The organism is Bradyrhizobium ontarionense (genome assembly GCF_021088345.1).
Taxonomy (GTDB): Bacteria; Pseudomonadota; Alphaproteobacteria; order Rhizobiales; family Xanthobacteraceae; genus Bradyrhizobium; species Bradyrhizobium ontarionense.
Genome location: NZ_CP088156.1, coordinates 6,151,517 through 6,165,111, shown reverse-complemented (window position 1 = coordinate 6,165,111; position 13,595 = coordinate 6,151,517). Strand labels below are relative to the sequence as shown.

General features: G+C 63.3%; 15 protein-coding genes and 1 riboswitch. Of the genes, 2 read left to right on the top strand and 13 right to left on the bottom strand.

Annotated elements, in window-relative coordinates; genetic code table 11:
* Positions 1 to 24 precede the first annotated feature (24 nt).
* Positions 25 to 942: a helix-turn-helix transcriptional regulator gene (locus tag LQG66_RS27060; RefSeq protein WP_231318677.1), complete on the top strand. Its 918-nt coding sequence runs from the start codon at positions 25 to 27 to the stop codon at positions 940 to 942.
* A 75-nt stretch (positions 943 to 1,017) separates the two neighbouring features.
* On the opposite strand, the gene LQG66_RS27055 is transcribed toward LQG66_RS27060, so the two are convergent.
* The 6 genes from LQG66_RS27055 to LQG66_RS27030 all read right to left on the bottom strand — a co-directional run bounded on the left by LQG66_RS27055 (position 1,018) and on the right by LQG66_RS27030 (position 6,088).
* Complete coding sequence (locus tag LQG66_RS27055) at positions 1,018 to 1,380, bottom strand: hypothetical protein (protein ID WP_231318676.1); 363 nt, start codon at positions 1,378 to 1,380, stop codon at positions 1,018 to 1,020.
* 118 nt (positions 1,381 to 1,498) lie between these two features.
* The gene (locus tag LQG66_RS27050; RefSeq protein WP_231327964.1) at positions 1,499 to 1,900 is read right to left on the bottom strand and encodes a hypothetical protein; all 402 of its coding nucleotides are present in this window, start codon (positions 1,898 to 1,900) and stop codon (positions 1,499 to 1,501) included.
* Positions 1,901 to 2,028: 128 nt separating this feature from the next.
* A complete protein-coding gene (locus tag LQG66_RS27045) occupies positions 2,029 to 3,234 on the bottom strand; it encodes an agmatinase family protein (protein WP_231318675.1) in 1,206 nt (401 codons plus the stop codon).
* Positions 3,235 to 3,274: 40 nt separating this feature from the next.
* Positions 3,275 to 4,048: an ABC transporter ATP-binding protein gene (locus LQG66_RS27040; RefSeq protein WP_231318674.1), complete on the bottom strand. Its 774-nt coding sequence runs from the start codon at positions 4,046 to 4,048 to the stop codon at positions 3,275 to 3,277.
* A complete protein-coding gene (locus tag LQG66_RS27035) occupies positions 4,048 to 4,869 on the bottom strand; it encodes an ABC transporter permease (RefSeq protein WP_231318673.1) in 822 nt (273 codons plus the stop codon). Before LQG66_RS27035 ends, LQG66_RS27040 begins: the two co-directional genes overlap by 1 nt.
* Positions 4,870 to 5,017: 148 nt before the next feature.
* Positions 5,018 to 6,088: a putative urea ABC transporter substrate-binding protein gene (locus LQG66_RS27030; protein ID WP_231318672.1), complete on the bottom strand. Its 1,071-nt coding sequence runs from the start codon at positions 6,086 to 6,088 to the stop codon at positions 5,018 to 5,020.
* A gap of 74 nt (positions 6,089 to 6,162) precedes the next feature.
* Positions 6,163 to 6,264, bottom strand: a riboswitch (guanidine-I (ykkC/yxkD leader).
* A gap of 220 nt (positions 6,265 to 6,484) precedes the next feature.
* Here LQG66_RS27030 and LQG66_RS27025 point away from each other — a divergent pair.
* Positions 6,485 to 6,823, top strand: coding sequence for a hypothetical protein (locus LQG66_RS27025; protein ID WP_231318671.1), 339 nt, complete (start codon positions 6,485 to 6,487; stop codon positions 6,821 to 6,823).
* Positions 6,824 to 6,840: 17 nt separating this feature from the next.
* Here LQG66_RS27025 and LQG66_RS27020 read toward each other — a convergent pair whose 3' ends face one another.
* From LQG66_RS27020 to LQG66_RS26990, 7 genes are all read right to left on the bottom strand, one after another.
* Positions 6,841 to 7,044, bottom strand: a complete 204-nt coding sequence (locus tag LQG66_RS27020; RefSeq protein ID WP_231318670.1) for a transporter — start codon at positions 7,042 to 7,044, stop codon at positions 6,841 to 6,843.
* A gap of 168 nt (positions 7,045 to 7,212) precedes the next feature.
* A complete protein-coding gene (locus LQG66_RS27015; protein WP_231327783.1) occupies positions 7,213 to 8,361 on the bottom strand; it encodes an IS4 family transposase in 1,149 nt (382 codons plus the stop codon).
* Positions 8,362 to 8,648: 287 nt separating this feature from the next.
* Positions 8,649 to 9,353: an ABC transporter ATP-binding protein gene (locus tag LQG66_RS27010; RefSeq protein WP_231327963.1), complete on the bottom strand. Its 705-nt coding sequence runs from the start codon at positions 9,351 to 9,353 to the stop codon at positions 8,649 to 8,651.
* A 16-nt stretch (positions 9,354 to 9,369) separates the two neighbouring features.
* On the bottom strand, positions 9,370 to 10,140 hold the full coding sequence (locus LQG66_RS27005) for an ABC transporter ATP-binding protein (protein WP_231318669.1): 771 nt from the start codon (positions 10,138 to 10,140) through the stop codon (positions 9,370 to 9,372).
* On the bottom strand, positions 10,133 to 11,080 hold the full coding sequence (locus LQG66_RS27000) for a branched-chain amino acid ABC transporter permease (RefSeq protein WP_231318668.1): 948 nt from the start codon (positions 11,078 to 11,080) through the stop codon (positions 10,133 to 10,135). Before LQG66_RS27000 ends, LQG66_RS27005 begins: the two co-directional genes overlap by 8 nt.
* Entirely contained in the window at positions 11,077 to 11,994 is a 918-nt protein-coding gene (locus tag LQG66_RS26995) for a branched-chain amino acid ABC transporter permease (protein WP_015663807.1), read from the bottom strand. The genes LQG66_RS27000 and LQG66_RS26995 overlap by 4 nt, the downstream gene beginning before the upstream one ends.
* Before the next feature lie 141 nt (positions 11,995 to 12,135).
* Positions 12,136 to 13,308: an ABC transporter substrate-binding protein gene (locus tag LQG66_RS26990; protein WP_231318667.1), complete on the bottom strand. Its 1,173-nt coding sequence runs from the start codon at positions 13,306 to 13,308 to the stop codon at positions 12,136 to 12,138.
* Positions 13,309 to 13,595: the final 287 nt, after the last annotated feature.

The following is a 13,595-nucleotide window of genomic DNA, read 5'->3' as shown; positions in this document are numbered from 1 at the left end:
CTTCACAAGAAGTGTCACGGGAATATGACGCCACACAGCGACGCCGCGCGGGACGATACCGGCCAGTCCGAGACCGACTTCCTCGACCAGCTGGGCCAGCGCGTGCGCCGGATGCGCGGCCTGGCCGGCATGTCGCGCAAGGTGCTGGCCGAGGTCTCCGGCATTTCCGAACGCTACATCGCCCAGCTCGAGAGCGGCAAAGGCAACGTCTCGATCGTGCTGCTGCGCCGGATCGCCAATGCGATCAACGCGCCGCTCGAAGACATCATTCCCGGCGGCGAGCCGTCGCCGGACTGGCCCGTCATCCGCGACCTGCTGAAGAAGGCGAGCCCGAGCCAGATCGCCCAGATCAAGGAGCTGCTCGCCGGCGGCCCATCGGCGCCGCTGCGGCGCTCATTCTCCGGCATTGCGCTGATCGGATTGCGCGGCGCCGGCAAGTCGACGCTCGGCAAGATGCTGGCCGAGCGGATCGGCTGGAGCTTCGTCGAACTGAACAAGGAGATCGAGCGGCAGAACGGGCTCTCGGTCGCCGAGATCATCGCACTCTACGGCCAGGAAGGTTTCCGCCGCATGGAGCAAGCCGCCCTGTTACAGCTGCTCGCGCGAAACGAACTGATGGTGCTGGCGACCGGCGGCGGCATCGTCTCCGAGCCTGTGACCTTCGACCTGATCCTCAACGCGTTCTACACGATCTGGCTCAAGGCCGAGCCGGAGGAGCACATGGCGCGCGTGCGCCGCCAAGGCGATCTGCGCCCGATGGCCGACGACCGCTCGGCGATGGCCGAGCTGCGCAACATCCTGGCGAGCCGCGAGCCGCTCTATGCGCGGGCGAATGCGGTGGTGAATACGGCGGGACTGTCCGTCGACGCGGCAGCGACGCGGCTGGGCGAGGCGGTGAAGCCGGTGCTCCGCGACGAGGCAAGGATGTTCGCACGGATGTGAGGCAAGGGCTGCCTCGGTAGCTCGGCAGTCGACGCTTTGCGGGACCGTAAGCAGCGGGTTGGCGCGCTCAACGTGTTATCTCTTCAAGACCTCGCACTCATCAGCATGAAACACCAGACAGCGCCGTGGAGCGAGGAGTTCGCCGGCATTTTCGCGCCACCAGGCTGCGGCCTCCGGGCTCGACTCGGCGAGAATGCCGACCGCGCGATCAGCATACACCGCATAACCAGTGATGCGTTCTGCGCGCCCCAGCAAAAGGCCCCATACGTGGCCGAGCCATGAGCGCGGCCCCGATACAGCGCCAAAGCCGTAAAAGATGCCCGCCGACGAACCGCCCGCCAGCGGCAATTCGAGACCAACCCATTTCTCGCGCACCCAGAGCGGCGGTTCGCCCTTAGGGATCTCGACGATCCGGACCTTTGTGGAGTTCTCTTTCATATCCCCTGACCCTTGCGCCAATTTCTGCATCGTAGCGCAAAAGCAGGTCAAACGCCGACATCACATCATCTTGCACTGGTTTGGGAACGCCGCGGCAAGCACGAGCGTCCCGGTTCAACTATCCTACAGCAGTCGCCTCAGTGGAAGCGGGTGGTTGGATCCCGTACAAGTCGGCGTAGCTGAGCGGCCGCAATGCGGCGCCATCGAAATAGATGAACCGCAACCGCCGCCGGCGGGAGATGAAGTTCGACGGCAGCGGATCGTAGCGGAAGGTGCCGCCGCCGAGATGCGGCGTCAGGCTGCCGACGTCGGTCAGCGCGTCGATCTCGACCCGCAGCAGCTTCAGGCTCGTGCCGTCGACCGTCATTTCGAACGGGATCCGCGCCAATCTGAGAAAGCTGGTCGGATCCGGCGCGGCGATGAAACCGTCGACAAAGGCGGCCTCGACCTTGTCGAGATCAGGCTCCTGGACAGCCGCGGGCCTGGCGCCCTCGGGCTGATGCGGCGTCTGCCACTGCACCGGTGAACGGCCGTGCGGATGGTTGTGCCCGGGGCCGTGCGGCGGATGATCGTGATCATGATGATGACCGTGGTCATGATCATGGTGATGGTGGTCGCCGTGATGATGATGATGACGCATCGCGGGCCTCAATAGCTGACCGGCTTGTTGATGATGTGTTTGTGGCTGCCGAGCTTGCCGTGCGCGACCATCGAACCCAGCGCCTCGACCACGACGCGGACGCCGATCAGCGCGGTGATGTCGGAGGTGTCATAGGGCGGCGAGACCTCGACCACCTCGAGCCCGCACAGGCCTTCGGCCGCGACGAGACCGAGCAGCTTCAGTGCCTCGCGCGGCAGGAAGCCGCCGGGCTCGGGCCAGCCGGTGCCGGGCACGAAGCCGCAATCGATGGAATCGACGTCGAACGAGATGTAGACCGCGTCCGCATCCTTCCAGGCCAGCTCGAGTGCGATCTCGGCGGTCTTCTCCAGGCCGATCTTCTCGATGTCGGCGATGGTCAGCACGTTGGTGTTGCGCTTGCGCGCGACCTCGACGCCCTCGCGCGGCACCTGCCAGCCGCCGATGCCGAGCTGCACCAGGTTGGTCGGCGAGACGTTCGGCAAATTGGTCGCCCAGTACCAGGGCGTGGTGTGCATGCGCTCGTCGAGATCCTTCTCCTGGATGTCGATGTGACGGTCGAAATGGATGATGCCGATCCGCTTGTCGGTGCATTGCGCGATGCCGCGCACGCACGGAAAGCCGATCGAGTGGTCGCCACCGAGCATGATCGGCAGTGCGCCGGACGAGAACACGTGCGCGACGCCGCGGCTGATCTGGTCAAAACTCTTTTCCAGATTGGCGGGAATGGTGAAGACGTCACCGGCGTCGCACAAGGTCATCTGCTCGCGCAGGTCGACGCCGAGCTCGTAGTTGTAGGGCGTGTACAGCGCGGAGATGCGACGGATGCCCTGCGGCCCGAAGCGCGTGCCGGGGCGATAGGTCGTGCCGGAGTCGAAGGGGATGCCGATCACCGCAGCGTCATACTTGCCGACGTCGCGGACGTTCTCGACATAGGGCGCCTTCATGAAGGTGTTGATCCCGGCGAAATGCGGCAGCTCGCCGCGCGCAAAGGTCGGGATCTCGCGATCGGTCAGGCTGTCGGAGCCGGGCAGGCCCATGTCGAGCGCCCATTGCCGCTCCTTGCGCCAGCCGTTGCTCGGCAGTTTGCCCTCGGCCTCCAGCGCCTGCCAGCCCTGCGTGGCCATCTTGTCGAAGTCCGGATGGTGACGGCGCATGGCCTGGCGCTGCGGCTGCAATCCGGCGCGGCGGGTACGCCGCATCGATGGGAATGACATAGAGACTCTCCTTCGTTTCTTTCGACGTTTCTTGGGTTGATTATTGCGCCGCCTGCAGGCTGGCACGGATGAATCCGAGCACGGGCACCGCGCTATCGCGGGTGAGATCGAGATCATAAGTAATGCGCGCGCCGAACCGCTCCGGCGCCTGCGGATCCTTGCGCGGCCGGTCGAGCGCGATCAGCCGCGTGGCGAGGCCGAACGCCTCCTTGATGTCGTGGGTGACCATCACGATGGTCATCTTGTGCTCGCGCCACAGCGGCTTGATCAGCGCGTGCATCTGGGCGCGGGTGCCGGGATCGAGCGCGCCGAACGGCTCGTCGAGCAACAGCACGCGGGGCTGCTTCGCCAGCGCCTGCGCGATCGCCAGCCGCTGCTGCATGCCGCCGGACAGCGCGCTCGGATATTTGTCACAGTGCGGCCCAAGGCCGACGGCTTCGATCAGCGCACGGCTCTTCTCCACCGCCGCCTTGCGCGCGGTGCCGAACAGCCGCGCGGTAAACGGGCTGGCCGCGAGCTCATAGCCCAGCAGCACGTTGCCGAGCACGGTGAGATGCGGGAACACCGAGTAGCGCTGAAACACGATGCCGCGGTCTGGCCCCGGCTCGGCCGGGAACGGCTGGCCGTCGAGCAGCACGGCACCCTGGCTCGGCTTCTCCTGGCCGAGGATCAGGCGCAGGAAGGTGCTCTTGCCGGCGCCCGAGGGTCCGACGATCGACAGGAACGTCCCCGATGATATCTCGAGATTGATGCGTTCGAGCACGACCTGGTTGCCGTATTCGACCCAGACGTTGCGGAACGACAGCGTGCTCATCAGCGCGCTCCCCCGTCATATGCCCAGGGGAACGCGCGCCGGCCGATCCACACCAAGGCAAGGTCGAACAGATAGGCGAGCAGCGTGATCCAGGCGACATAGGGCAGGATCACATCCATCGACAGATAGCGCCTGACCAGGAAGATGCGGTAGCCGAGCCCGACATCGGAGGCGATGGCCTCCGCCGAGATCAGGAACAGGAACGCCGGGCCGATCATCAGCCGTAGGCACTTGATCAGGCGCGGCATGATCTGCGGCAGTACGACACGGATCGCGACCTGCCAGGTCGAGGCGCCGAGCGTCTGCGCCTTGATCAGCTGCTCACGGGGCATGGCCTGCACCTCGAGCGAGAGATCGCGCACCAGCGTTGGCGTGACGCCGATGACGATCAGCACCACCTTGGACAGCTCGCCGAGCCCGAACACGATAAACAGGACCGGCAGAACCGCCATCGGCGGGATCATCGACAGCACCGCGACCAGGGTGCCGAAGCCGGCGCCGGCGATCGGCAATAGGCCAATGGCAAGGCCGAGCACGAGACCGACGACGGCCGCAATGCCGAGCCCGAGCGCCAGGCGCTGCAGGCTCGCTGCCGTATCGGCCCACAGCACGTAGTCGCCGGAGCGGCGATCCGGCTCGGCCGCGAGCCGCTTCGAGGTCGCGACCATCTCCGACACCGGCGGCAGCAGCTTGTCGTCGGGATTGGCGGCCCGCCGCTCGGCGGAGCCGATCACGTAGATGAGGGCGACGAGCAGGAACGGAAGGAAGGCCAGCAGCAGCCGGCTGCCCCGGTTCGGAACGACGTTCATTGCACGCGGCATCGCGAGGCTCCCTCATTCCTCATGGTGAGGAGGCGCGTCAGCGCCGTCTCGAACCATGAGGCCCGGTCTGGGCCTCATCCTTCGAGACGCTTGCTTGCGCAAGCTCCTCAGGATGAGGGGTGACACTGATTGCTCAGTCTGAAAGCGATCAGAGCTTGCCTTCGGCGGCCATCTTCATGAAGGTCGGATCGAAGCGCAGCTTCACATTGCTGGCCGAGCCAAGCGCCTTCGTAGGCGTCGAGATGCCGACCGCATCCTTCGACTTCACTTTCTCACCGAGGAGATTGTGGTCGAAGCAGAAGGTGCGCACGAGATCCATGATCTTCGGCAGCTCGGCACCGGTCATGAAGGCGAGCGCATCCTTCGGCTCGTAGTACATGAACGTCGTCTTGAGCTGGGTCTCGAAGCCCGCCAGATCAGTGCCCGACAGCTTCGCCATCGCCTCGCGCGCGGCCTTGCCCTTCTCGCTTTGGTCCTTCATCAGCGCGATGGTCTCGTACCAGATGCCGGTCAGCGCCTTGCCGAGCTCCGGATTGTCCTTGAGCGTCGCGCTGTTGACGACCAGGAGATCCTCGATCTCGCCGGGGATCTTGCTCGAGTCGAACACCAGGCTCGCGCCCGGCTCCGCCTTCACTTCCAGCAACTGCGGGTTCCAGGTAACGACCGCCGTCGTGTCCGGCGACTTCGCGGCCGCGACGATGTCGGCATCCGAGGTGTTGACGGTCTTGATGTTCTTCTCGGAGAGCTTCACGGTCTCGAGGCCGCGCGCCAGCAGATAGTGCGACACCGAGAGCTCGACCAGGTTGACCTTCTGGCCCTTGATGTCGGCCAGCGTCTTGCCCTTCTTCAGCACCACGCCGTCATTGCCGTTGGAGTAGTCGCCCATGATGATGGCGGAGGTGTCGACGCCGCCGGCGGCGGGGATCGTCAGCGCGTCCATGTTGGTGACGGTGACGCCGTCGAACTTGCCGGCGGTGTATTGATTGATCGATTCGACGTAGTCGTTGATCTGGGTGACCTTGATCGAGATGCCGTATTTGTCGGCCCACTTCTTGACGATGCCGGACTCGGCCGCATAGGGCCACGGCATCCAGCCGACATAGATCGTCCAGGCGATGTTGAATTCCTTCTTCTTCTCAGCGAAGGCGGGCGATAGCGAGGTGCTCGCCAGCGTCGTAGCAGCGATCAAGGCAACAAACAGATTTCGCGCTTTTCCCATGTCCAGTCCCTCATCGGTTTTCTGACCGCGGACTGGCATGAACAACCTCGAGCCTGCCAAGCGCGGCCTCTGAGGTCTCCCGGGCTTTTATCCCGCCGTGCACCAGGGCTCTCCCCTGGCGGCTGCTCTCGGACCAGCATTCTCCATGGAGAACCGGAACCCTAGCTGCCAACTCTAAGCAACTAGAGGAGCAATCCGCATGCCAAAGAAAAACGCTTGCGATTCAAGGGAACACACTGCAGCCTGTGCTCAAAAAACTGGCACCACGAATTGATCTTGGGCGATGAGGCTCATCGGCGGGCGACGGCCATGCCGGGGGAGCATGAACCGGTCGGCGCGCACGGACGACCTCATCAGGCCAGCACGTCAGCCGCCTTGGTTTGGAGTCTCGTTGTTATGATCAAGTTCTCCGGGATCGCAGTTGCAAGCGTCTTGGCTTTGGGTCTCGCAGTCGGAACGGCCTTCGCACAGAGCGCACCGGCCCCGGATACTCCGGCCCAACCCGCTCCCGCCGCAAGCCCCGCCCCTGTCGCAACAGCGAGTCCTGCGCCCGCGGCCTCGACCGACAAGGCCGGCGACACCAAGCCCGCAGGCGATGCGACCACGCCGAAGAAGAAGCGGACCAAGACCACGCGGCAGGAGGTCGAGCACTCGCTACGCACCGGCAAGGTACCCTCGCGCTACCGCAGCCGGGTGCCGAAGGAATACCAGAGGTACATCCCGTTCGAGCGCTGAGAGCCGATCGACGACGCTCAGGGTGGCGTCAGCTTCACGATGATCCCGACGATCAGCATGAAGGCAAGGCACAGCACGGTCTCGACGTCTGACTCCGCCGACCAGAATCCACGTTTGCGGGAGGCGGCTTTGTTCGGCGCTTCGATTCCAAGGTGACGCGCACGCATTTGCTCAACCTTTGATAAAAGGGCAAACAAACTTCTACCTGGAGAATAGTCCACCCCGAACTGCACCTCAATGCGAAAAAACGGCGCATGTCAGCATGGCTGCCGGATCACGCGACGAGGAGTCCTTCGCGAAACGAGCGCCTATGGCGGTCTGCAATCTTGCGCCTGTCTGTCTCCACGTCGTCATGGCCGGGCCTGACCCACGGCTGTCCGGTTTAGTTTTTAGCATATACTTAGGCTCAACTGGCGGTCATCTTGCCTGGCTGGCGGGGGCCGATCGAGTAGTCGATCGATCCGCTTGCGATGCATGAGGTTTTGCGTGATCAGACCTGTAAACGTCTGCAGGCTCTTGACGCTGTTTTGCAGCTTATGGGTCGCGCGCAGCAACAGATGAGCGATCAGCGCCACGGCGATCTGGATGCGAATGGCGTTCTCGGAGGTTCCGAGAAAGTGGCGGATCTTCAGCGTATGTTTGACCCAGCGAAAGAACAGCTCGATCTGCCAACGGCGCTTATAGAGATCGGCGATTTCATCGGCCGATGCATCGAGATCATTGGTGACGATGCGCAGGATTTTTCCGGTTTCCGTAGAGATCCTGATCTCTCTGACAGGATCCTGGAACGGGTTCTTTCGGGACGCTGCGAGCCTCGCAGGCAGGAGGCCGACACGGTCAGACAGGACGGAAGAGTCTTTCGGGATCTTGTTCTCGGTCACATTTCTGAGCTTGGTATTGGCTTTGAGACGGGTAACGAGACGACACCCTTGCTTGTTGAGCTCGGCCCACCAGCCGTAATCATAGTAACCAAGATCGAAGACGTAGGTGGCGCCTAGGCGGATCGGAAGAGACTTCGCCATGGTGATGTCGTTGACGTTTCCCGCGGTCAACTCAGCCGAGGTTGGATTCTCGGTATCTGGATTATAGACGATGTGCAGCTTGAAGCAGTTGATGCCGCGGCTGAACTTGGCCCAGTCGGCACTGAGCGAGTTCAGGGAAAATCTGGTCGAATCGATCAGATAGACCGCATCCGCGACTTCACCTGCCAGCTTCCGTTCACAGCTTTTCATCATCTCGGCCAGAAGCCCGGTGAAGACCTCATAGGGCCGCCGAGCATTGGCATCAGCCAGCGTGGAACGCGAAACCTCCTTTGCGCCAACGTGATAGAGCCGCGCTGCGTGGCTCTCGAAGGACGCTTCAATGGCACGCAGGCTCTCCGCGCGAGCCAGTTGGCCATAAAGCAGAGCGAGAAACTGGTTCTGGGTACTGAGCCGGCGCACGCGCTTGTTCGCCCGATGTGTTTCCACAAGCCGGTCGAAATCCCTCCACGGAACAAGCTTCTGCAGCGCGTGAAATACAGTATTGTGGTGGCGCATGGCGGGACCTTCCTGGCGTGTCTCGAACATTTGGCGATGCTCAAGACCGCAGAAGAATCCACGCCATGCGCCTTGTCCACTCATTCTAAACCGGACAGCCGTGGGCCTGACCCGGCCATCCACGTCACTTGTGGACCCGGAACGACGTGGATGCCCGGGACAAGCCCGGGCATGACGAGCAACTGATTTGCACAATTGCTCGTCGCGGCCGCTATCATCTAGATTGGCCGTGGCATTTCCGCGAACGGATCCGAACCGGCGCTTCATTCAGCGGCGCTGAGCCGCCGTCAAATACCGAGATAGCGATGCTGCAGCTCGGGCTCGGCCATGAGCTGGACCGACGTGCCGCTCCACACGGTGCGGCCGCGCTCGATAATGTAGTGGCGATCGCAGATGCGGGTCAGATGTCCGACGTTCTTGTCGATGACGAGGATCGACTGCCCGCGCGACTTGAGCAGCGACAGGCAATTCCAGATCTCCTCGCGAATCAAGGGCGCCAAGCCTTCCGTGGCTTCGTCGAGGATCAGCAGCTTCGGATTCGTCATCAGCGCACGGCCGATCGCCAGCATCTGCTGCTCGCCGCCGGAGAGCTGATTGCCCATGTTGCCGCCACGCTCGGCCAGCCGCGGAAACAGCGCGTGGATCTTGGCGAGCGTCCAGGGATCGGAAGCTCCGAGCCGGTTGGTGGAGGCCGCCACCAGATTTTCGGTCACCGTCAGATTGGGGAAGATCTGCCGACCCTCCGGCACCAGACCGATGCCGAGCTGAGCGATCCTGTAGGACGGCAGCCGTCGCGTCTCCTGTCCGCTGAAGCGGATCGTGCCGGCGCGCGCCTGGGTCAGGCCCATGATCGAGCGGATCGTGGTGGTCTTGCCCATGCCGTTGCGGCCCATCAGCGAGACCATCTCGCCGGGGCGAATCGACAAGGACAAGCCGAACAGGACCTGACTGAGACCGTAACAGGTCTCGATGCCGTCGACGGCGAGCAGCATGTCTTCTGCTTTCTGGTCAACCATGGCCGACCACCACATGCTGATCGCCGAGATAGGCGCGCTTGACCTCCTCGTTCTGCCGGATCTCGTCCGGCACGCCCGAGGCGATGATGCGGCCATAGACCAGCACCGAAATGCGGTCGGCCAGCGCGAACACCGCTTCCATGTCGTGCTCGACCAGCACGATCGACACCTCGCGGCGCAGCTCCAACAACAGCTTCACCATGCGCTGGGATTCGGTGACGCCGAGGCCCGCCATCGGCTCATCCAGCAGCAGGAGCTGCGGCTTGGTCGCGAGCGCCACCGCCAATTCGAGCTCGCGCTGCTCGCCATGGCTGAGCTTCAACACAGGCACGTCGGCACGATGACGAAGACCGACGCGATCGAGCGCCGCGTGGGCGGCGTTGCGCAGCGCCTTCTCCTTGCGCGCATTGGCCAAGAAGCGGAACGAATGCCTGCCGTCATGCGCCTGCGCCGCGAGCGCGACGTTGTCGGCCGCGGTGAAGTCGGTCAGCAGCGAGGTGATCTGGAACGAGCGTGCCAGCCCGAGCGCGCTGCGTTTGTAGGCCGGGAAATGCGAGATGTCGCGCCCGCCTAGGAAGATGCGCCCCGAATGCGGGGCGAGATGGCCGGTGAGCTGGCTGATCAGCGTGGTCTTTCCGGCGCCGTTCGGCCCGATGATGGCGTGGATCTCGCCCTTGGCGACGTCGAGGCAGACGTGATCGGTCGCAACGATGCCGCCGAACCGGCGCACCAGATTGTCGACGCGAAGCAGAGGTTCAGCCACGATTCAACCTCCCGAGCATGCCCATGATGCCGCCTCGGCCGAACAGCACGACCAGGAGCAGCAGCGGCCCCATGATGATCGCCCAGTATTCGGTGATCTGCGACAGCACCTCTTCCAGCACCAGGAACGCCACCGAGCCGACGACGGGGCCGAGCAAGGTGCCCATGCCGCCCAGGATCACCATCACCATGAGATCGCCGGAGCGGGTCCAGTACATGACGGCCGGGCTGACAAAATCGGTGTTGTTGGCGAGCAGCGCGCCGGAGAGCCCGCACAGCATGCCGGCGATGACGAAACAGGCGAGCTTGTAGCGCTTGGACGGGAAGCCGATCGCCTGCATGCGCTGCTCGTTGGAGCGCAGGCCCTGCAGCACCAGGCCGAAGCGCGAATTGACGATGCGCCAGATCAGCACCACGACGGCAAGCAGGCAGCCAAGGCAGAGATAGTAGAACTGCACGCGGTTGCCGAGATTGATCAGGCTGCCGAAATCGCTGCGCTTATAGACCGTGAGGCCATCGTCGCCGCCGTAGCGGGCGAGGCCCGAGGCGACGTAATAGGCCATCTGCGCGAACGCGAGCGTGATCATGATGAAATAGACGCCGCGGGTGCGCAAGCTCAGCGCGCCGATCACCAGCGCGTAAAGCGCGGAGACCGCAATGGCGACGGCGAACTGGGCATAGCCGGAGCCTATCCCCTCTTGCGCCAGGATGCCGACGGCATAGCCGCCGATGCCGAGATAGGCGGCATGGCCGAAGCTCATCATGCCGCCGTAGCCCATGATCAGGTTCAGGCTGACCGCTGATAGCGCCAGGATCACGATGCGGGTGAACAGCGTCAGGATGAAGATGTTGCCGCTGAGGTTCGAATAGACCGGCAGCAGCACGAGACCGGCAACGACCGCGGCCGCGACGATGTTCTGGACAGTGAGCGAGGATTTCATCTGCGATTGGCCGGAAACAAGCCTTCAGGCCGCGCCACCAGCACGATCGCCATCAGGAGATAGATCAGCATCGACGACAGCGCCGGCGCCGCCGTCGAGGCCGCGGCCGAATTCAAGACCTGGCGCAGCAGGTTGGGCAGGAAGGCGCGCCCCATCGTGTCGATCAGGCCGATCATGATCGCAGCGATGAAGGCGCCGCGGATCGAGCCGATGCCGCCGATCACGATCACGACGAAGGCGAGGATGAGAATGTTCTCGCCCATGCCGATCTGCACGGTGAGGATCGGCGCCTGCATCAGCCCGGCGAGGCCGGCGAGCGCGGCGCCAAGCCCGAACACCAGCGTGTAGAGCAGCTTGATGTTGATGCCGAGCGCGCCGATCATTTCGCGGTTGGAGGCGCCGGCGCGGATCAGCATCCCGATGCGGGTGCGCATCACGCCGAGATAGAGCAGCAGCGCAACCAGCAGCGCCACCACGATGATGGCGAGCCGATAGGCCGGATATTGGATGCCGGGCAGGATCGTCACCGGGAAGGCGAGCCAGGACGGCAGCGGCAACGCGAGGCCGGCGGGGCCCCAGATCAACCTGACGGCTTCGTTGAAGAACAGGATCAGGCCGAAGGTCGCCAGCACATGATCGAGATGGTCGCGGCCATAGAGGTGCCGCAGTGCCGTAAATTCGAGCACGATGCCGAGCAGAAGCGTGGCACCCAGCGCCAGGATGGCGCCGAGCACGAAGCTGCCGGTCCAGGCCACGAAGGTCGCCGCGAAATAGGCGCCCATCATATAGAGGGAGCCATGGGCGAGGTTCACGAGGTCCATGATGCCGAAAACCAGCGTCAGGCCGGCAGCCAGCAGAAACAGCAGCAGTCCGAACTGCAGCCCGTTCAGGAATTGTTCGACGACGAGAAGCATGCCCCTCACTTCACGCTCAAAAAGAGGGCGGCAGAACCGTTTCAGGCGCTGCCGCCATGTCCGCCCCGATCTTAGGCCGGAGATGTTTTAAGCTTCAAGCAAATTCCAGGCCTGTTTTCGTCCAGGCCGGATTCTTTTCGCCTATTTCATCGGACACTTGTCGTGAAAGCGGTCCTGGTCGTTCTCGACGATGGTCGCGACGGTCTTCAGCGAAAGCTGGCCCTCGGCATCCTTCACCACGTCCTGCAGGTAGAAATTCTGGATCGGGATGTGGTTGTTGCCGAACTTGAACCCGCCGCGCAGCGACTTGAAGTTGGCCTTCTCCATCTCGGCCTTCATCGCGTCCTTCTTGGACGTGTCGCCCTTGACCGCAACCACGGCGCTATTGATCAGCTGCGCCGCGTCGTAGGCCTGGGCGCCGTAATAGGTCGGACGCAGACCGGTGTACTTCTTGCGGTAGTCCGCGACGAACGTCTTGTTCTGCTCGTTCGGCAGGTCGTTGACCCATTCCTGCGCGCCGGGCACGCCGATCGCATTGTCCTTCTGCAGCGGCAGCGCCAATTCGTCGACCGTGAAGGCGGTATAGAGCGGCATCTTCTCCTTGAGGCCGGCCTGCGTGTATTGATTGAGGAACTGCACGCCGGCCGCACCCGGATAGAACACGAAGATGGATTCGGCACCGGAGGCGCGCGCCTTGGAGAGCTCGGCCGAGAAGTCGAGCTGGCTCGGCCACACCGTGTATTCCTCGCCGATCACCTGGCCCTTGAAGGTGCTCTTGACGCCGGCCAGCATGTCCTTGCCGGCCGCATAGTTCGGGCCGATCAGGAACACCGACTTGACGCCCTTCTGGTTCATGTAGAGGCCCATCGCGGCGGGCGTCTGGTCGTTCTGCCAGGAGGTCGAGAACACGTAGGGCGAGCACAATTCGCCGGCGAGCTGCGACGGGCCGGCATTGGCCGAGATCAGGAAGGTCTGCGAATCCACCGCGGTCTTCAGCGACGCCAGCAGCACGTTCGACCAGATGTAGCCGACGATGAAGTCGACCTTGTCGGACTGAACCAGCTTCTCGGTCTTCTGCTTGCCGACATCAGGCTTCTGCTGGTCGTCCTCATAGATCACTTCGACGGGCTTGCCATCGATCTTGCGGCCGAGATGGTCGAGCGCGAGCTCGAACGAATTGCGCATGTCGTTGCCGATCACCGCGGTCGGACCGCTGAACGTCGAGACGAAGCCGATCTTGATGGTGTCGCCGGCACTGGCCGCGTTCGCGAACAAAAGTGCGGCGGCGCCTGCCAGCCAGAAGCTCGTCTTCATGGTCTTCCCTTCCCCTGTCAGATCGTTCTTATCGTTGTTTCATCAGCGGCACCCAGCAGCACGGCGGCGTTTCGCCGCAGCGTCCCGTCGCGTGGTCCTCGTTTCGCGCGCCACCGATCGATGCACCATAATTCCCGGAAACGGCCAAAGGCAAGAACTATAGTGCCTATTAAGGATACTGCACCACAGCACAAGCCAGCCACCTCCTTGTGACATGGCCGGCAGCAACATTCTATCGATGTCATCGGGCGCCGTGCGATCGCCTGCGGCGATCCAATCTCGTACCC

Excerpts from the sequence above, each read along its gene's own strand:
- LQG66_RS27060 (WP_231318677.1), top strand. The coding sequence starts at position 25 with ATGACGCCACACAGCGACGCCGCGCGGGACGATACCGGCCAGTCCGAG.
- LQG66_RS27055 (WP_231318676.1), bottom strand. The coding sequence starts at position 1,380 with ATGAAAGAGAACTCCACAAAGGTCCGGATCGTCGAGATCCCTAAGGGC.
- LQG66_RS27045 (WP_231318675.1), bottom strand. The coding sequence starts at position 3,234 with ATGTCATTCCCATCGATGCGGCGTACCCGCCGCGCCGGATTGCAGCCG.
- LQG66_RS27040 (WP_231318674.1), bottom strand. The coding sequence starts at position 4,048 with ATGAGCACGCTGTCGTTCCGCAACGTCTGGGTCGAATACGGCAACCAG.
- LQG66_RS27035 (WP_231318673.1), bottom strand. The coding sequence starts at position 4,869 with ATGCCGCGTGCAATGAACGTCGTTCCGAACCGGGGCAGCCGGCTGCTG.
- LQG66_RS27030 (WP_231318672.1), bottom strand. The coding sequence starts at position 6,088 with ATGGGAAAAGCGCGAAATCTGTTTGTTGCCTTGATCGCTGCTACGACG.
- LQG66_RS27025 (WP_231318671.1), top strand. The coding sequence starts at position 6,485 with ATGATCAAGTTCTCCGGGATCGCAGTTGCAAGCGTCTTGGCTTTGGGT.
- LQG66_RS27015 (WP_231327783.1), bottom strand. The coding sequence starts at position 8,361 with ATGCGCCACCACAATACTGTATTTCACGCGCTGCAGAAGCTTGTTCCG.
- LQG66_RS27010 (WP_231327963.1), bottom strand. The coding sequence starts at position 9,353 with ATGCTGCTCGCCGTCGACGGCATCGAGACCTGTTACGGTCTCAGTCAG.
- LQG66_RS27000 (WP_231318668.1), bottom strand. The coding sequence starts at position 11,080 with ATGAAATCCTCGCTCACTGTCCAGAACATCGTCGCGGCCGCGGTCGTT.
- LQG66_RS26995 (WP_015663807.1), bottom strand. The coding sequence starts at position 11,994 with ATGCTTCTCGTCGTCGAACAATTCCTGAACGGGCTGCAGTTCGGACTG.
- LQG66_RS26990 (WP_231318667.1), bottom strand. The coding sequence starts at position 13,308 with ATGAAGACGAGCTTCTGGCTGGCAGGCGCCGCCGCACTTTTGTTCGCG.